Below are 17,204 nucleotides of genomic sequence, written 5' to 3'. Positions count from 1 at the left end.
CGATCCGATGTCGGCACACTCCCAGGACCGTAGTCTCGGCCCCAAGCGACGAAGCATTCTCCAACTCTCCGCGGCGGCCGTCGTCGCCACGGGACTGCCCGTCGCGACCGGCATGGCCGGCAGCCGGGCGTACGCCGACGGCGGCCCGACGTTCACGGCGGTCTTCACCCCCTCCGACCCGACCAGCGGGATCCAGGCCGCCCTGGACGCCGCGGCGGCCTCCGGCGGGACCGCGGCCACCGTGGTCGTCCCCGACGTCGGCCAGAACTGGGTCACCGACCCGCTGCTCATCAACCACACGCCGATCAGCAAGGGCCTGCTCCACCTCACGGTCCTGTTCCAGCCCGGCGTGACGGTGCAGGCCCGGCCGGGGTCGTACCCCGACGCGCAGTGCCTGCTCACCATCGACGGCGGGAACGCCGCGCGGCCGACGACGGCGAACCGCGGCTTCGGGATCGTCGGCGTCACCCTCAGCGGCTACGGGGCGACCCTCGCGATGAACAAGAGCGAGTACACGACCGGGGAGCAGCGGCACGTCATCAAGCTCGTGAGTGCCGGCGACATCTGGATCGAGGGGCTCACGCTGCGGGACTCCGGCGGCGACGGGATCGCCGTCACCGCGACCAAGGGCAACTACGCCGTGAACGGCTACTGCGGCAACGTCACGGTCGTCAACGTGCACTGCGACAACAACCGGCGCAACGGCATGAGCGTCAACTCGTGCGACGGCATGACCGTCTCGGGCAGCGCGTTCACCAACTCCAACGGCACCGGACCGTCGGCGGGCATCGACTTCGAGCCGGACCAGCCGCTCCCCGCCCTGCAGTCGCCCTCGCCCTACACCCAGCCGGTCTACAACCGGCTGGCGAACATCACGGTGACCGACTGCTCCATGGTCGGCAACGTCAACTCCGGGGTGCTGGTCCAGGCGGCCTGGCTCACCGGCGCACCGACCACCAGCCCGATCGGCATCACGCTGGACCGCATCCTGATCGGCCCGCAGCAGGCGGCCGCCGGGCAGGCGGCGCCCGAGCCGAGCTTCATCTACGCCGGTCCCGGCGACGAGGGCAAGGACCCCGGCGGGGCCGTGACGCTCAGCAACTCCCTGATCCGCACCGTGCCGAACTCCGGGAGCATCCTGGTCGCCCACAGCTGGTCCGGCGGTATCGACCCGGCCGGCGGGGTGCAGCCGCCGACCGGCACCAAGCTCAAGCTGACTAACACCGCGAGCCTGGACCTCGGCAACGCGGCCGGCACGCTCAAGCCGTTCACCTTGCAGGCGGACGGATTCAGCGGTGCCGCTCCGGTCAGCGAGTACGGCGGCGTGGTGTTCTCGAACTTCCTGATGGTCACCGACCAGGCGCCGCCGTTCATGCAGGCCGTCGACGACACCACGGCGCACTCGACCGTCGCGAACCTGAGCGGCACGCTGACGGTGGTCGACCCGAGCGGCGTCTCCACCGACCTGGGATCGAGCCCGCGCAACATCACCTTCGCCATCACGCACATGCCCGCACTGCCCGCCGCGACCGTCTCGGTGGCCGCGTCCCCGGCCACGGTCGCGGCCGGGGCGCCGATCCAGCTCACGTTCACCAGGGCGAGCGCCGACGTCAGCTCGCCGCTGCCGGTGAGCTACGCGGTCGGCGGGACGGCCGTGCAGCGGTACGACTTCGACGGGCTTCCGGGGGCCGCGGTGATCCCGGCCGGGCAGTCCTCGGTCACGGTGTCGTTCGGCACGCGCCGTCCCGATGCCGGTACCGACACCCGGACCGTGAGCGTCACGATCCAGCCGGACTCGTCCTACACCGTGGGCTCGCCCGCCGCCGCGACGACTTCGATCACCTGAGAAGGAGCGCATCACGGTTATGCAGGTTGCAACGTTCGTGGCCGACGTGACGCCACCGCCCGGGAGCCCGCTCTGTCTGGGGCTGGTGCCTCCGGCGGTGGCCGTCACGGATGCCCTGACCTGCCGGGGCGTGATCCTGCTCGGCTCCGGTCCACCGCTGGTCCTGTGCGCGCTGGACTGGGCCGGGGTGGCCGGCGAGGGCCACGACGCCTGGCGGACCGTGGTCGCCGAGGCGGCCGGTACCACGCCGGACCGGGTGGCGGTCCACGCGCTGCACCAGCACGACGCTCCCGGCTCGGATCCCGGCGCCGAGGCGATCATGGCCGCGCACGGTCTTCCAGGCCGAGGTCACGACACTGATTTCGTGGACAGCGCCCTGCTGCGGGTGCGCGCCGCGGTGCGGGCCGCACTCGGCCGCCCGCTTCCGGTCACGCATGTCGGGACCGGCTCGGCGCGCGTCCACCGGGTGGCCTCGACGCGGCGGGTGCTCGGCGCCGACGGCACGGTCGCGCACGTCCGCTACAGCAGCACCGCCGAAGCGCACGTCCGGGCCGCCCCCGAAGGCGTCATCGACCCGGACGCCCAGGTGATCAGCCTGTGGGACGGCGAGACGTTGCTCGCGGCGCTGACCTACTACGCGACCCATCCGCAGAGCCACTACAGCGAGCGCCTTGTCACCCACGACTTCGTCGGGATGGCCCGCGACCGCGTGCAGGCAGCGTGTCCGCAGGCGGTGGTCGTCCACTTCTGTGGCGCCGCGGGGAACATCACCGCCGGCAAGTACAACGACGGCAGCCCGGCCAACCGCCCGGTGCTGGCGGGGCGGTTGGCAGACGGTTTGGCCGCGGCGCTGGAGGCGTCGGCGGTGCACCGCGTGCCGGCCTCCGACACCGAACTCGGCTGGCTGACGCGGTCGATCGCGCTGCCGCCGGCCCCGCACCTGGCCGACGGCGGTGCGCTGGCCGCCTTCGAGGAGCGGCGCGACTTCACCGCCGCGCGCGACCTGGCGTGGAGCCGGCGCTGCGCGGCCGGGGGCACGATCGAGGTGAGCTGCCTGCGGCTCGGGTCGGCGCGGGTGCTGCACCTGCCGGGGGAGTTGTTCGTCGAGTACCAGCTGTTCGCCAAGGCGCTGCGTCCCGACCTGTTCGTGGCGCTCGCGGCATATGGCGACTACGGTCCCGGCTACATCGGCACGGCGCACTCCTACAGCCAGGGCGGCTACGAGACCGGACCGCCGTCGCGGGTCGCGCCGGAGTCGGAGGCTGTCGTGGTCGAGGTGATCGGTGAGCTGCTTGAGGCCGATCCGACCAGGGGCGAGCAGCCCTCGGCGATGGCCGCGCGCGCACCGCGGTGGGAGAGTGGTGGACCGTGCTGCTGAGCGACTACATCGCGCGGGGCTTCCCCGGCGATCTGGACGCGGCGATCGCCGCGGTCGGGGTCGGCGGCGTCGACCGGGTTCAGGCACAGTGCCAGCTGCGGTACTGCCCCGAGACGGACAGTGCGCTGTATGCCGGCCCGCCGTCTCTGCGATATGAGCCCGGTTCGCGTCCGGTCTTGGAACGGATCGTGGCCACGCTCGGCGGCGGCACGGCGCGGGCCCGGGCCGAAGCCGCGATGCGGTGGGTCCACGAGCACGTCGTCCACCCACACCACCTCGACGAACGCGTGCCGCCGGACCGGGCGCTGTCCGAGGAGGAGATCATCGCCTCCGGGGCCGGCTGGTGCAACGAGCAGGCCAGGGTGCTGATCTCCTTGTGCGAGGTCGGCGGGACCGCCGGCCGGCTGTGCTTCGTCTACCACGCGAATCTACGGTGCGGACACACCGCGGTCGAACTCGGCCTCGACGGTCGCTGGGCCTTCTTCGACCCGACTTTCGACGTCTCGGTGGAGCTGCCTGACGGACGGCTCGCCGAGGCGCGCGAACTCTCCGGCACTAGCCGAGCCCTGGCGCACCGGGCCTATCGGGAACCTCTCACGGAGTACTACGAGCGCTGTCGGCCGTGGGTCGAGGACGAGCCCGGGTGGCGCTCCGCCGACCGGCCGAGTGTCGAGGCCGGCGGCGACCTGCTGGCCTACCTCGGGTTCACGCACTACCTCATCAGCGGCGTCACCCGCCGGGACGCCTGAACGGCTACAGCGCGATGAGACCGCCGCCGACCTCGATGACCTGACCGGTCACCGCCGCCGCCCCGTCGGAGATCAGGAACCTGACGCACCCGACGAGGTCGTCCGGGCCCAGGCGGCGCTGGACCGCCTGGCGGGCCAGGACGTCCGCGTCCAGCTGCTCCTGGGTCCGTCCGGCCAGGCCCTCGGTCTCGCTCTCGGTGCGGACGGCGCCGGGGGAGACCGCGTTCACCGTGATGCCGTGCGGGCCCAGGCTCCGGGCCAGCGAGCCGGTCAGACCGGTGAGCGCGGCTTTGGCCGCGACGTAGGCCGGACCCGACGGACCGCCCATCCGCACGGTCGCCGAGGTGATGTTGACGATGCGTCCCCAGCCCCGGTCCCGCATGCCCGGCGCGAGCGCCTGGGCCAGGAGCATGGGAGCGGTCACGTTGACCGCGAGCGCTGTGTTCCACTCCTCCAACGGGACCGCGTCCCATGTGGTGTAGGAGGCGAACGCGGCGTTGTTCACGATGACGTCGACCGGACCCGCGGCCGCGGCCAGCGCCCGGACCTGGGCCGGATCGGCGAGATCGGCCTCGACCACCTCGGCGTTCCGGCAGCCGGCGGCGATGGCTTCGCACTCCCGCGCCGCCCCCAGGTGGTGCAGGACCAGCTCCTCCTCGGCGAGCCCCAGCGCGAGGGCCGCACCGATTCCGCGGCGCGCGCCGGTGATCAGGATCCGCATGTCAGTGTCCGTCCTCGTCGTGCGGGTGGAAGGGCAGGCCGTCCTGGCCGATGTGCTCCAGCGGATGCATCGGCGTGGGCCGGAAGCGGTAGGGGAGTCGAGCGAGATCGGCGGGGCAGTAGCCGGGGGTGCCGACGTAGACGGCTTTGCGGGCGTAGCCGCCGAAGCCGGATTTCCAGGCGATCGCGCCCTTGGCCACGAGGAAGGCGGCCTCCTCGGGAACGACCCCGACGGCCCGCAGGTGGTCGTCGTCGAAGGGCGCGACCCGGTTCTCGGTGAGCACCGCCTTCCCGAAGCCGGTCTCGACCACGGCCACCCGTCCCATGTCGACCCGCTGGCCGCGCATGTAGGAACCGGTCCTGGCGTAGGTCACCGGCCCGCGCGGGTCGACCCGGCCGCGGACCGTCATCGGCGGACCCATGAGATCGGCGCTGTGGCCGCCGATCCGAAGCTCCTGCCGCTCTCCGGAGGCGGCGTGGGCGGCGGCGACGGCGGCGGGATCCCAGAGCACCGCGACCGCGCCGGTCGCGCCCTGCCGAGCCAGCGCGTGCAGGATCGCCGTGCCGTCGCCGGGCGCTCCGCCGCCGACGTTGTCGGCCACGTCCACCAGGACCACCGGGCCCGGGTCGGTCGAGCGCTCGCGCAGCGCCTCGCGCACGGCCTCGTCGGGATCGCTCAGCTCCGCGGTGAACGCGGCACGGTGGGACCAGACCTCTGCGGCCAGGGCGCGGGCCCGTTCGGCCGCCCGCGCCCGCGCGGCCACGTAGACCGCGAAGCCGAGCCGGTCGCAGTCGGCGTAGGCGAACCCCGGAAGCGTGCTGACCGCCCGGACCCCCGGCTCGGCGCGGAGCCGGTCGGCGGCGGCCAGGATCGAGCGCATCGGCTCGGCCCGGTGCTCCTGGGTGGCCGGCGGGGTGAGCAGCGGCAGCCGCAGCAGACTGTGCTCGACCGCCGGGTTGCCGAGCACCAGCTCGGCGGCCTCGGCCCCGCGCGCGGCCATGTCGGAGTGCGGATAGGTGCGGTAGCCGACCAGGAAGTCCGCGGCCGCGGCCAGGGCCGGCCCCGGGTTGGCGTGGTAGTCCAGGGTGACGGCGATCGGCACCGGGCCGACGATCTCCCGCAGGGTGCCGACGATCTCCGCTTCGGGATCGGGGTGTCCGTCGGCCATCATCGCCCCGTGCAGGCTGAGTACCAGGCCGTCCAGCGGCAGCGCGGCGCGGGTGCGGACCGCCAGATCGCGCAGCATCGACTCGAACGCGTCCCGGCGGACCGGGCCCGAGGGCAGCGCGGCGCCGAAGAACAGCGGGATCGCGCGGGGGATCGCCTCCAGCGCGCCGCCGAGCTCGGTACCGGTGCCGCGCAGCGCGTCGAGCAGGTCGGCACCCGCGAAGTACTGGTAGGCGCGGAACTGCGCCAGCCCGGTCGGCTCCGGGACGAAGGAGTTCGTCTCGTGCCAGATGCCGCCGATGCCGATGCGCATTAATGAACCTCGCGTTCCATTTTCATTGCCCTGATCGGCAAACCTAGTTACGCTGATCGAAATCCACAAGGGCTGAGGCGAGGGGTTCGCGGTGCACGCCGATCTGCTGCTGCACGGAGCGCTGGTCCTGGACGGCACGGGGGATGCCGCGGTCCGGCGGGACGTCGCGATCGTCGGGGACCGGATCGCCGCAGGAGCGGTGTCGGCGGCGGCGCACACCATCGACCTGCGCGGTCTGGTGCTCGCCCCGGGCTTCATCGACATCCACACCCACTCCGACGTCAGCCTGCTGCACGACTCGGCCGGGGAGAGCAAGGTCCTGCAGGGCGTGACCACCGAAGTCGTCGGCAACTGCGGCTTCTCGGCCTTCCCGGTCGGCCCCGGTCCCGCGCACACCGCGGGTCTGACGGCCCACCTCGGCCGGCTCGGCGACGCACCCGCCCGGATCGGCTGGACCGGGCTCGACGACTACGCCGCGGCCCTGGGCCCGCTCGCCCTCAACGTCGCCACCCTGGTCGGCCACGGCGCGCTGCGGATCGCCGCGATGGACGACCCGTACGGCCCGGCGACCCCGCGGGACGTCACCGCCATGGCCCGGCTGCTGGACGACGCGCTTACCGCCGGCGCCCACGGCATGTCCACCGGCCTGACCCACACCCCCTCCTCCTACGCCCCGGCGGCCGAGATCGAGGCACTGACCGCCGTCTGCGCCCGACACGGCGCGCTGTACGCCACCCACGCCAGGGCCGTCGCCGGAGGCGAGTTCGCGGCCGTCGACGAAGCGCTCGGCGCGGCCGGACGGACCGGCGTGCGGCTTCAGTACTCGCACCTGGCCCTGAACGAGCCCGGGAACTGGGGCCGGCACGCCGACGCGCTGCGCCGGTTCGAGGACGCCGCGGCCTCAGGGCTGGACGCCGGCTTCGACGTCTACCCCTACGACGCCTCGTCCTCCGCGCTGATCCAGTACCTGCCCGAATGGGTCCAGAAGGACCCGGCCGGCGCCGACCGGCGCCGGGCCCTGGCCGCCATCGCCGAGGGCTGGTACGGCGGGATCCCCTGGCACTGGGACCGCGTCGCCATCTCCGATGCCGCCGATCCCGAGCTCGTCGGGCTGACGCTCGGCCAGATCGCCGACCTGTGGGCGCGGCCCCCGGAGGAAGTGGTGCTGGACCTGTGCGCGGCGCCGGACGGCGAATCCGTCCAGGCGGTGCTGCACTACCGGCGGGAGGAGGACGTCCGGGCCTTCCTGACCCACCCGCTCGCCATGGTCGGCTCGGACGGCAACGCGGTCCCGGTCGCCGGCCGGGGCAAGCCGCACCCGCGGTCGTTCGGCACCTTTCCCAGGGTGCTGGGACGGTACGTGCGCGAGCGCGGGGAACTGGCGCTCGCCGACGCGGTCCGCCGGATGACCAGCGCCCCGGCGGACCGGCTGGGTCTGGCCGACCGCGGCCGGATCCGCGCCGGCGCGGTCGCCGACCTGGTCGCCTTCGATCCGACGGCCGTCGCCGACCGGGCCACCTTCACCGACCCCCGCCGGGCACCCGCCGGGGTGGCGCTGACGATCGTCGCGGGCCGGGTCGTGATGCGGGACGGGAACGTGGGCGCGGAGCGTCCGGGGAAGGTGCTGCGACGTGGCTGACGGTCTGTTCGACGGCACGATCGCGTTACCGCGGGCGGTCGTCCTGCGGGACGCGCTCGAGCACAACATCGCGACCATGGCGGCCTACTGCCGCGCCCACGGCGTCCGCCTCGCCCCGCACGCCAAGACCACGATGTGTCCGGCGATCGTCGCCCGCCAGCTCCGGGCCGGCGCGTGGGCCGTCACCGTGGCCACCCCGGGCCAGGCCCTGGCCCTGGACGCGCCCCGGATCCTCATCGCCAACCAGGTCGTGGACCCTGGATCGCTGCGGCAGCTGCACGAACTGCGCGACCGCGAGGTCTACTGCTACGCGGACTCGACAGCCTCGCTGGAAGCCCTGGAATCAGTGGCCTTCCCCGGACTCAGGGTCCTGGTGGAGATCGGCGTCCCCGCCGGCCGCACCGGACTCCGGGACGACACGGCCGCCCTGGACCTCGCCCGCCGGATCGACGCCGGACCCCTCACCCTCGGCGGCATCGCGGCGTTCGAGGGCATCCTGGACCCCGGAGCCAGCCTCGACGCGCTACTGGAGCGCCTGTCAGCCCTCGCGCAGCGGATCGACGGCATCGTGACCCTCGGCGGCAGCGTCCACTTCGACCGGGCGGTACGAGCGCTGTCCGGCCTTGCTCCCCGCCTGGTGCTGCGCAGCGGCTGCTACGTCACCCACGACGGAGGCTACTATGACCGGCTGTCCCCGTTCGGCAGCCAGGCGACCGGTCCCTACCGGCTACGGGAGGCGTTGGAGGTCTGGGGAACGGTACTCTCCCGACCCGAACCGGAGCTGGCCGTCATCGGAATCGGCCGGCGGGACGTGTCCTACGACGCCGGGCTGCCGTCGGTACGCCGGATCCGGCGGCGCGGTCTCCAGAATCAGGGCGTGCCCGGCCACGGCGCTGCCACACCGGATCTCGGGACCCTCGCGGTGACGGCCCTCAACGACCAGCACCTCCACCTCCGGCTCCCCGCCGATCACCCACTGGCCGTCGGCGACGGGGTCGGTTTGTCGGTGTCGCACCCCTGCACGACCTTCGACAAGTGGCGGAGCATTCTGATCGTCGACGAGGAGTACTCCGTCATCGAGGACGCGCCGACGCTGTTCTGACGGCCGTCGCGTAGTGCGGCTAGATGCTTGACCCGCCGCCGGAGGTGTTGTTTTTCGCTGCCGACCGCAGCCGTACCGGGAGGGTTCGGCGGCGGTCGGCAGTACGGGGCCGAGGGGAGAACCGTGGCCCGCCTCAGCCGGGGGTGCCGGTGGTGCCGGGGGACGTGGCGCAGGGCCCGGTTCCGGGTCCGCCCAGACGGAACGAGGTCGGGGTCACCGCTCCGAAGTCGTAGCGCGCCGGGCTGGTGGCGGTGACGGTCAGGTTGGGTTTGTCGGTGCTGCCGGCGAGGCGGTAGTCGCGGATCCAGGAGGAGCCGCCGGAGCTGCCGAAGCGGCCGTCGCCCATCTGGGTGCAGCTGGGGGAGTCGGCGGCGTTCTCCGCGACCTCTCCGAACACCGACACCACTTGTGCGGTGGTGTACGTGCCCTGCCACAGGGTCCCGGGGAAGTAGCCCACTGGCAGGTCGTCGAGGGACAGCCACCAGTCGCCGTTGATGTTGCGGATGGCGAACTCGGCCGCGCTGTGGGGCGGAAGTGCCATGCCGGGGCGGATGATCGGGGATACCTGGACGAAGCCGCAGCCGTTGTAGCAGGACTCCTGGCCGTCGACCCAGTGGTAGACGAACAGGTGCGGCCGGCGGTCGCCGTTGAGTTCGGGGTCCACGGTCCAGCCGATCTCGACGGTCGAGGTCCGTGCGGTGTTCTGCAGCGCGATCTCCTGCAGGCTGTGTTCGCCGGTCTGGGCCGGGTTCACGACCGGCGCCTCGATCTTCATCAGGGCGCTGACGCCGGTGGTGTTGGTGAACTGGCGGCCGTTGACGTAGTCGTAGCAGGCTCCGAACCAGCAGATCGGCCCGGTTGCGGCGGGTGCGGTTGCCGGTGGCGGGCCGGGCGGCGGGGGAGCCGGAGCGATGGTGTGCGCGCCGGCCGGCGTCGCGCCCAGCAGGCCGGCGGTGAGCGCCGCAGCGGCGATGGCGGCGATGGCGCTTGTGGCCGTGATGGCGGTGATGGCCGCCCGGAACTTAGCAGGCACCGGGGCCTCCGAGGTGGAACGAGGTCGGCGTCACCGAGCCGGCGTCGTAGTAGCTCGGATCGGTCGCGGTGACGGTGAGACGGGGCTGGCTGCGGCTGCCGTACAGCTGGTAGCCGGAGATCCACGACGACCCGCCCGCGCTGCCGTAGGTGCCGTCGCCCATCTGGGTGCAGCTTGTTGGGCTGTCCGCGGCGACTTCGCCGAAGGCGGATATGGAGTACGTGGTCGTGAAGTCCCCGCCCCACAGCGAGCCGGGGAAGTATCCGAAGGCGACGTTGTTGTAGTACGCCCACCAGTCGCCGTCGTAGTTGTACAGGGCGAACGTGCCTGTGGTGCCGGGGGTGAGTGCCATTCCGGGCTGGACCGTCGGTGACGTCGAGACGAAGCCGCAGCCGTTGTAGCAGGTGCCCTGGCCGTTGACCCAGTGGTAGACGAACAGGTGGGGCTGGTAGTCGCCGTTGGTTCCCGGGTCGACGTTCCAGCCGATCTCGATGGTGTTGGCGGTGGTGGTGGAGTTCGTGCTCTGCAGCGCGAGTTCCTGCAGGGAGTGGCCGTCGGAGGTGACTCCGCCGGGCGCGGCCTGGTCCATGGTGATGCTGGCGCCGGTGGCGGTGGCGAACTGCCGACCGCTGACGTAGCTGAAGCAGGAGCCGAACCAGCAGGTGGCGGCGTGTGCGCTGCCGGTGGGCAGCATCACGGTGCCGGCCGCCGCCGTCGCGGAAAGGACGGCTGCGGCTATTCGGCTTCTCCGGCCGCCGCGGGACTGTCTTGAGGACATGGGTGTGCCTTCGATGGCAGTGGGCGCGGGTTTCGCGCCAGGTGGACGAGGTGATCGAGCACTGTCGCCCCGCTCGCGGTCAGACCGTCGTGTTCGTACTCGTCGGTGAGGTGGACGGTCAGTCCTTTGACGGCGTTCGCGGTGGCGAGGGAGTGCCGGGTGTCGACGTACAGGTCGTCGGTGTAGACGGCGGCGACGACCGGTACCTCGTTCCGGGCCAGGGCCGCCGGGTCGTACAGCGGCCCCCAGCCCTCGTATCCGGCCAGTGCTGCCGCGAGGTCGCGCAGCGGGCGCAGGGCCGGATCGGTGCGGAAGTGCCAGGGGTGGATCGTCTCCCCGGTGAACAGGATCGGCGCGGCCGTCTCGGCCAGGACCCGTTCGGCGTCGAACCGGGGGAACTGCTTCCTGACCCGGGTGGCGGCCCACGCCGTCGGGGACAGGTCCTGCGCGTAGCAGGCTTCGTGCATCAGCGCGTACAGCGGACGTGAGCCGAAGGACAGCGCTACCTGGACCTGGTGCTGGAAGTGGTCCGACAGCTCTTGGCGGTGCGGGGTCCGGCACAGGGCGTCTTCGAGCAGGTAGTGCAGCCGGTCCGCGCCGTCGGTGGTGCCGAGCATGATGCCCAGGGACTGGAACGCCTCGACGGTGAGCAGGGTGCCGTCCGGCAGCACTGTCTCGTGATCGGACAGATGCGCGGCGATCCTGCGCACCGTCGCGACGTCCTGCGGATAGTGGTGGTAGAACAGCGCGTTCTTGTCTTCCATCCGCGGGTACGCGGCGCGGTAGATGTGGTCGGCGTCGCCGTCCAGGCAGGGCAGCCCGCCGGTGATGAAGACCTCGGCGAGGCCGTCCGGCGCGAACGACAGATAGCTGACGGCGCAGAAGCCGCCGAAGCTCTGGCCCAGAACGCTCCACGGGGCGCCGCCGGTCAGGCGCCGCATGAGTTCCGCGTCCCGGACGATCGAGTCCGCGCGGAAGTGGGTGAGGTACTCGGCCTGCCGCCGGGTGTCTCCCCGGGCCGGCAGGGTCTGCCGGGTCGCGGGGGTGGAGCGTCCGGTGCCGCGCTGGTCGAGCAGCAGCACGCGGTAGTCCTGGACGGCGCGGCCGAGCCAGCCGCCGGACAGGTCGGCGTCCAGCGGGCGCGGGGAGCGGTGGCCGGGTCCGCCTTGCAGGTACAGCAGCCACGGCCGGGTTTCGGCCGGGCCGTCGTCGGCGGTGACTTCCCGGGCGTAGACCTCGATCAGTTCGCCGCCCGGGCTCGCGTGTCGCAGCGGAACCGTGAACACGTGGTCGGTCAGCCGGATTCCGGGTCGCACGCGGTCTCACCCCTCTGCGTTAAATGAAGTAGTAACTTCAGTTACTGTGCGGGTTAACATAGGGCAGGAGGCCGTGGGACACAAGACCCCGGGGGATTCGTGATAGGAGTGCGGTGAGCAGCCCGAAACAGAACGAGGAGGACGCCCCCGATGCCCGGTTCCGCCGCCGGTGACGACAGTCCGCAGCGGCTCGGCGCTCGTTTGCACCGGCTGCGCACCGACCGCCGCATGTCCCAGCGGGCCTTGGCAGAACCCGGATATACCGCCGCGTACGTCTCCACGGTGGAAGCGGGCAAGGCGCAGCCGTCCGAGGCGGCGCTGCGGTACTTCGCCGAGCGCCTCGAGGTCGGCTACGAGGAACTCGCGACCGGCGTACCCGGCGGGCTTCGAGTCCGGATCCACGACGGGCAGGCCGAGGCGCGCCGGCTGATGGACGATGGGCAGACGGAGCCCGCCGAGACCCTGATGGCGGACCTGATCGGTCAAGCGACCGACAACGACTTGTCGGACCTGGTCGCCGAGCTGCGCAGTACGCTGGGATCATTCCTGCTGCGGCGGGGCGAGCTGGTCGCGGGCCGCGAACAGTTCGAGCAGGCTGAGGCACTGCTGGCCGACCAGCCGCTGCCGGCGCGGGTGCGCGCCATCCGCGGTCGCGCGACGGCGCACTACCTCGAAGGCGACGTCCGCTACTCCTGCTACCTGCTCGAGTCCACGATCAACGAACTGAACAGCGGCGGGCTGCCGGATCCGGGATCGCTGATGCTGCTGTACGCCGCGGTGATCGGCCCCTATCTCGAACTCGGCGCGATGGAGCGCGCGACGAAGGCGGCTTCGCTCGCGCTCGATCTCGCACCCCAGGTCACCGACCCGGTCGCGATCGCCACGCTGCACCGTTCCGTGGCCCGCACGTTGGCATCCGGCGGCCGGTTCGAGGACGCCGAAGCCGCTCTGGTCAAGGCCTCCGAGGTGTACCAGCAGTGGGAGATCCGCGTCGAGCTGGCGCAGTGCCACTGGATGCGCGGGTACCTGCACGCCCAGCACAACCGCCTGGACGACGCGGAGGCCGAGCTGCGCGCCGCCGCGGAGATGCTGCGCGCCACCGGCGCCACCTTCTACGCGGTACAGGTCGAGGTCGAACTCGCCGACGTCCGCTGGCGCCTCGGCCACCCGGCCGAAGCCGAAGGCCTGCTCGGCCGCCTGCTCGACGGCCTCGGGACCGGACACGGAACGATCCACGCCGCCGCGGCACACCATCTGCTGGGCCAGATCCGCGAGCACGCCGGCGACCCGGCCGGAGCCGAGCAGCACTACCGCACCGCCATCCACCTCCAACAGGAAGCCGACGTCATCGGCGACCTGGCCGACACCTCCCGGCTCCTCGGCGACCTCCTGGACCGCCAAGGCCGCACCCGCGAAGCCGTCGAGGCCTACCGGCACGGCCTGACCCGCCTGGCGCGGCCCGGCACGACGACCCTCGGTCCGGCACCCCTGCCACCGCCGGTCATTCCGGCAGGGGGCGCTCTGCCGCGTACCCTCTGACCGCTCGTCGTTGAGACAGCGCGCCGACCACGCTCCGTCCAGTAGGGGTTCGGGCGGGGTACTCGAGCCGGCCGCGGCCTTCTGTGGCGCGGCTTGATGCGGGGGCCGGGGGCTCCCCGGGCTCGTGCAGACGGCAGGGCACGAACTCGGAGTGCGCGCCGGTCTGGGGCGGCTCGTCTCATCACCTCGGAGGGCCATTCCTGATCCGGTCCGGGCGATAGCCGTCGGCGTACAACCGGCGCTTGAGTTCCGCCTGTTCCAGCTCTCGCGCCCGACGCCGGGCGGACCATTGGCCGTACCGCTCGCGGGTGCCAGCCGGAGTGCCGCCACCCCGGTCCTGGCGGCTGGAGTCGGTCGGAGCATGGCGCACGATCACGGCGGCGCCGATGAGCGTCGTGATCGCCAGTGGCAGCCAGAGTGCGGTGGAGGAGACGCTGAGGGCGAAGGTAATCGCCAGCGGGGCGATCGCTCGGCCGAGACCGAGTGAAAGCTGCCACCGTGCCAACGCGGTGCCGCGCAGATGGGATGGTGCCGCGTCGATCACCAGAGGGGTGCCGACGCCTGTGTAGAGGACCTCGCCGAGCGTGTAGAGGACCGAGACGGCAGCGATGGCCGTGGCGCCGGCGGCTCCGTGAGCGGCACCGGCGGCGAGGAATCCGAGGTAGGACGCGGCGAGGACGCCGCCGGCGATGCCGAACACGTGACGGCGCGGGCGCCGCGACATCCAGACCACGACAGGCAGCTGGATCAGGATCACCATCACCGTGTTCGCCACGAAGATCCCTGAGGACCACGCGGGCGAGGCCGCGAGCTGGGTGACGATGACGACCGGGAGGGCGACCTCCAGGATGTCGAAGCACAACGCGAAGGGCAGGTTCGCGAGGTTCATGATGGTCAGGCGGCGCATGACGGGCCGGTCGGCCGGCGCGATGGGTTGGCGGAGCTTCCCCGCCCGGCGTGCCTGCGGGCGTCCGGCCTGGCCAGGCTGCTCGTCCGGGAGCCGGACGGTCGAGATCAGGACGCCCGAGATCAGGTAGCCCGTGGCGGTCGCCAGCGCCAGCCACCGCATCCCCACCGCCCCCGACCCCAACGCGACGGTCGCCAGCAGCGCACCGGCGCCGAGCCCCGCGTTGCCCAGCGAGCGCAGCGCGGCCAGGACCGCGTCCCGCTCGTAGCCCACGGCCAGACTCGACACGACGGCGCCCTGCGCGATCGGCCCGGTCTGGTTGCCGATGCCCTGCAACAGGCAGGCACCGATGAATCCGGCCGGGCCGGGAACCACCAGCAGCAGGATCAACCCGGCGACGCGCAGCCCGATGGTGGTGACCACCACGGTGCGGCGCGCGCCGGCGTCGACCCAGCGTCCGGCCACCGGCACCAGCAGGAGTCCGGCCACGAACCCGCCCGACAAGGCCAGGCCGGCTTGGCTCGGGCTGAGGTGGCTGATGGTGACCGCGTACAGGAGCAGGAACGGCCGGATGAGCCCGGCGCCGAGCGCGGACACGGCGGCGGCGAAGGCGTAGCGTCCGCCGCCGAGTCCGCGCAGCAGACGGACGGTGGAGAGCTTCGACGGCGGGGCTGGGGCGGCCTCGGCCGGGGCCGGGGCCGGTGGTGTAGACAGGCCCGACGGGCCAGGTGTTCCTGGTCTTCCCTGAGGCGGGGTGTTCGCGGCGGTGAGCATGGAGCCACCATGGGAGTCGTACCGCCTCCGACAGCATCCGGTTAACGGTAATCGTCAACTCTGGCGGCGAACCCGCCGCCAACTGCGACGATTCCCTTATGAGCGTCAGCATCGATGTGACCAGCGTGTCCGCGGACCAGTACCTCTTCGCGCCCTCCCCGCTGGCCGAACTCGGCTCCGCCCTGCACCTCCTGGTGGAGCCCGCGCACCACCAGACGCAGAACGGCTGGGTCACCGCGGCCACGGCCGGCATCGCCCCGGACTTGATGGACCGCATCCTGGTCGCGGACTACCTGTGGCGCACCTCCCGCTCGGACATGCTTCTGCCCGCCGTGCCGCAGCCGACGCTGGCCGCCGAGCTCGACGTCCTCGACACCCTCGACGACGAGGCGTGGGTCCGCGACGCCCTGATGACCAGCAGCTGTGGTGTCGTGCCGCTGCGCGACGACCTGGACTCGCCGCTGGTCGACGACGTCGCGCGCAAGATCGCCCGCGACCGGGCCGGCGCGCGGGGGCCGCGCGCGCTGGACTTCGTGGACCAGATCCTCGCCCGCCCGGGCGCCACCCGCAGCTGGATCCGCCGTCTGCTGGAGGACTGCGACAGCGGGTTCTTCGCCGACGCCTGGACCCGGGTCGTCGGCCGGCTCGCGGCGGACGCCCGCCACAAGCACGACCTGCTGGAGCGGCACGGACTGGAGGCGATGCTCGCCGCCGTGTCCCCGGCGCTGACGCTGACACCTTCGGGCGACCGCATCGTCGTCGACAAGCTGCAGGACCGCACCGCCTCGGCCAGCGGCCGCGGCCTGACGTTCCTGCCCAGCACGTTCTCCCACCCGCACCTGCTGGTCGTCCACGCAGCCGGCCGCCGCCCGGTACTCAACTACCCGATCCTGGCCGGCCTCGAAGAGCCGACGGTGTCCGTGGCCGACATTCAGGACCGGCTGCACGCTCTGGACCACCCACTCCGGCTCCGACTCGTCCGCAGCATCCTGCGCGCCCCGCAGACCACGGCGCAGCTCGCCGACGCGTGGATGGTGAGCGCGCCAGAGGTCTCGCGGCACCTGGCGGTATTGAAGAACTCGGGCCTCATCACTTCCACGCGGCGTGGGCGGTATGTGCTCTACGAAATCGACATCGTTCGCAGCGCCCGGCTGGGCACTGATCTGATCGAAGCGCTGCTGCGCTGACCGGTGGTTCGAGAGTTTGAAAGTGAGGCGCTACTGCTTGGTGTGTGGGTGGCTGGGGTGTGGTGGGTGCGTCGGGTGCGGTTTGTTGGTGGGTTTTAGGAGCTTTTTACGGCTTCGCAGGGCTTTAAGAAGGATCCGCTGGGTGGCGCAGTTCGGTGGTGTGCCTGGGGACGCGCTGGCGGCTGGCGGTTGTTCGTGTGCACGACCGCGCGCGGGTTCGAGTCACTGCGCACACGTCGTGTGGGCGGCTGGCGGCCGCGTGTGGTGGGCACCAACAGTCAAAGACAGGGCCTCCGGCGGCGCCTGCGCGGCGAGCGGCACTCGCTCCGGGGAGGGGGGGGCCGCGCTGTTGGGCGCCGGTCGTTGCTTGTGGTCGCCTATGTCCCGGGTTCCCCGTCGCATCGTCGCCTGACGGAAGCAGACCGGTCCGGTGGTATCAAGTCGGATCACACGCTGCTTGGGTCGGGTTCCGTGCGACTTGACACCACCGGCCCGGCCAGCTTGGCTACGCCCGCCGACGCGACGGGGAACCCGGGACAACCCCGCCTGTGGGAAGGATTCCCTCGCCTCGGGCACGCCACGTCACCACCCGCACGTGCACGCACCCGAGTGGACCCCGTCCACACCACAGTGGGGGTTGTCCCGGATCCCTCGTCGCTGTCGGCGGTGCTTGCACAACCAGCCCGGACTGGCGGGGTCAAGCCGGACGCGGCCCGACCACAGCAGCGTGCGATCCGGCTTTACCCCGCCAGGCC

At 72.1% G+C, this 17,204-nt stretch carries 13 protein-coding genes; 7 read left to right on the top strand and 6 right to left on the bottom strand.

Annotated features, from left to right (window positions below; all coding sequences use genetic code 11):
* The first annotated feature begins 7 nt into the window (after positions 1 to 7).
* From ABH920_RS21505 to ABH920_RS21495, 3 genes are read left to right on the top strand one after another with little or no spacing between them, the layout of a single operon-like run.
* The gene (locus ABH920_RS21505; RefSeq protein WP_370350846.1) at positions 8 to 1,846 is read left to right on the top strand and encodes a right-handed parallel beta-helix repeat-containing protein; all 1,839 of its coding nucleotides are present in this window, start codon (positions 8 to 10) and stop codon (positions 1,844 to 1,846) included.
* A 19-nt stretch (positions 1,847 to 1,865) separates the two neighbouring features.
* Positions 1,866 to 3,224 carry a hypothetical protein gene (locus ABH920_RS21500; protein ID WP_370350845.1) on the top strand — a complete coding sequence of 453 codons (1,359 nt, stop codon included), beginning with the start codon at positions 1,866 to 1,868 and terminating at the stop codon, positions 3,222 to 3,224.
* On the top strand, positions 3,215 to 3,973 hold the full coding sequence (locus tag ABH920_RS21495; protein ID WP_370350844.1) for a hypothetical protein: 759 nt from the start codon (positions 3,215 to 3,217) through the stop codon (positions 3,971 to 3,973). The genes ABH920_RS21500 and ABH920_RS21495 overlap by 10 nt, the downstream gene beginning before the upstream one ends.
* Before the next feature lie 4 nt (positions 3,974 to 3,977).
* On the opposite strand, the gene ABH920_RS21490 is transcribed toward ABH920_RS21495, so the two are convergent.
* Together ABH920_RS21490 and ABH920_RS21485 are read right to left on the bottom strand one after the other, a co-directional pair.
* A complete protein-coding gene (locus ABH920_RS21490; protein ID WP_370350843.1) occupies positions 3,978 to 4,694 on the bottom strand; it encodes an SDR family NAD(P)-dependent oxidoreductase in 717 nt (238 codons plus the stop codon).
* A 1-nt stretch (position 4,695) separates the two neighbouring features.
* On the bottom strand, positions 4,696 to 6,174 hold the full coding sequence (locus ABH920_RS21485) for a M81 family metallopeptidase (RefSeq protein WP_370350842.1): 1,479 nt from the start codon (positions 6,172 to 6,174) through the stop codon (positions 4,696 to 4,698).
* 91 nt (positions 6,175 to 6,265) lie between these two features.
* Here ABH920_RS21485 and ABH920_RS21480 point away from each other — a divergent pair, with 91 nt between their 5' ends.
* Positions 6,266 to 7,813, top strand: coding sequence for an amidohydrolase family protein (locus tag ABH920_RS21480; RefSeq protein ID WP_370350841.1), 1,548 nt, complete (start codon positions 6,266 to 6,268; stop codon positions 7,811 to 7,813).
* The gene (locus ABH920_RS21475; protein WP_370350840.1) at positions 7,806 to 8,915 is read left to right on the top strand and encodes an alanine racemase; all 1,110 of its coding nucleotides are present in this window, start codon (positions 7,806 to 7,808) and stop codon (positions 8,913 to 8,915) included. The genes ABH920_RS21480 and ABH920_RS21475 overlap by 8 nt, the downstream gene beginning before the upstream one ends.
* Before the next feature lie 133 nt (positions 8,916 to 9,048).
* On the opposite strand, the gene ABH920_RS21470 is transcribed toward ABH920_RS21475, so the two are convergent.
* Genes ABH920_RS21470 through ABH920_RS21460 form a run of 3 tightly spaced genes read right to left on the bottom strand, consistent with a single transcriptional unit; the run spans position 9,049 to position 12,042 of the window.
* Complete coding sequence (locus ABH920_RS21470; RefSeq protein ID WP_370350839.1) at positions 9,049 to 9,948, bottom strand: neprosin family prolyl endopeptidase; 900 nt, start codon at positions 9,946 to 9,948, stop codon at positions 9,049 to 9,051.
* Positions 9,938 to 10,726: a neprosin family prolyl endopeptidase gene (locus tag ABH920_RS21465; protein ID WP_370350838.1), complete on the bottom strand. Its 789-nt coding sequence runs from the start codon at positions 10,724 to 10,726 to the stop codon at positions 9,938 to 9,940. The genes ABH920_RS21470 and ABH920_RS21465 overlap by 11 nt, the downstream gene beginning before the upstream one ends.
* Positions 10,684 to 12,042 carry an alpha/beta fold hydrolase gene (locus ABH920_RS21460; RefSeq protein ID WP_370350837.1) on the bottom strand — a complete coding sequence of 453 codons (1,359 nt, stop codon included), beginning with the start codon at positions 12,040 to 12,042 and terminating at the stop codon, positions 10,684 to 10,686. Before ABH920_RS21460 ends, ABH920_RS21465 begins: the two co-directional genes overlap by 43 nt.
* Before the next feature lie 150 nt (positions 12,043 to 12,192).
* Between ABH920_RS21460 and ABH920_RS21455 the strand changes: the two genes are divergently transcribed.
* Positions 12,193 to 13,581, top strand: a complete 1,389-nt coding sequence (locus ABH920_RS21455) for a tetratricopeptide repeat protein (protein WP_370350836.1) — start codon at positions 12,193 to 12,195, stop codon at positions 13,579 to 13,581.
* A 181-nt stretch (positions 13,582 to 13,762) separates the two neighbouring features.
* Here ABH920_RS21455 and ABH920_RS21450 read toward each other — a convergent pair whose 3' ends face one another.
* On the bottom strand, positions 13,763 to 15,262 hold the full coding sequence (locus ABH920_RS21450; protein WP_370350835.1) for an MFS transporter: 1,500 nt from the start codon (positions 15,260 to 15,262) through the stop codon (positions 13,763 to 13,765).
* Positions 15,263 to 15,360: 98 nt separating this feature from the next.
* On the opposite strand from ABH920_RS21450, the gene ABH920_RS21445 reads away from it, so the two are divergent.
* A complete protein-coding gene (locus ABH920_RS21445; RefSeq protein ID WP_370350834.1) occupies positions 15,361 to 16,449 on the top strand; it encodes a DUF5937 family protein in 1,089 nt (362 codons plus the stop codon).
* Positions 16,450 to 17,204: the final 755 nt, after the last annotated feature.

This window comes from Catenulispora sp. EB89 (genome assembly GCF_041261445.1).
In the GTDB taxonomy this organism is placed as follows: domain Bacteria; phylum Actinomycetota; class Actinomycetes; order Streptomycetales; family Catenulisporaceae; genus Catenulispora.
This window is presented reverse-complemented; position numbering and strand designations above follow the sequence as displayed.

Excerpts from the sequence above, each read along its gene's own strand:
- ABH920_RS21450 (WP_370350835.1), bottom strand. The coding sequence starts at position 15,262 with ATGCTCACCGCCGCGAACACCCCGCCTCAGGGAAGACCAGGAACACCT.
- ABH920_RS21500 (WP_370350845.1), top strand. The coding sequence starts at position 1,866 with ATGCAGGTTGCAACGTTCGTGGCCGACGTGACGCCACCGCCCGGGAGC.
- ABH920_RS21455 (WP_370350836.1), top strand. The coding sequence starts at position 12,193 with ATGCCCGGTTCCGCCGCCGGTGACGACAGTCCGCAGCGGCTCGGCGCT.
- ABH920_RS21485 (WP_370350842.1), bottom strand. The coding sequence starts at position 6,174 with ATGCGCATCGGCATCGGCGGCATCTGGCACGAGACGAACTCCTTCGTC.
- ABH920_RS21490 (WP_370350843.1), bottom strand. The coding sequence starts at position 4,694 with ATGCGGATCCTGATCACCGGCGCGCGCCGCGGAATCGGTGCGGCCCTC.
- ABH920_RS21465 (WP_370350838.1), bottom strand. The coding sequence starts at position 10,726 with ATGTCCTCAAGACAGTCCCGCGGCGGCCGGAGAAGCCGAATAGCCGCA.
- ABH920_RS21445 (WP_370350834.1), top strand. The coding sequence starts at position 15,361 with ATGAGCGTCAGCATCGATGTGACCAGCGTGTCCGCGGACCAGTACCTC.
- ABH920_RS21505 (WP_370350846.1), top strand. The coding sequence starts at position 8 with ATGTCGGCACACTCCCAGGACCGTAGTCTCGGCCCCAAGCGACGAAGC.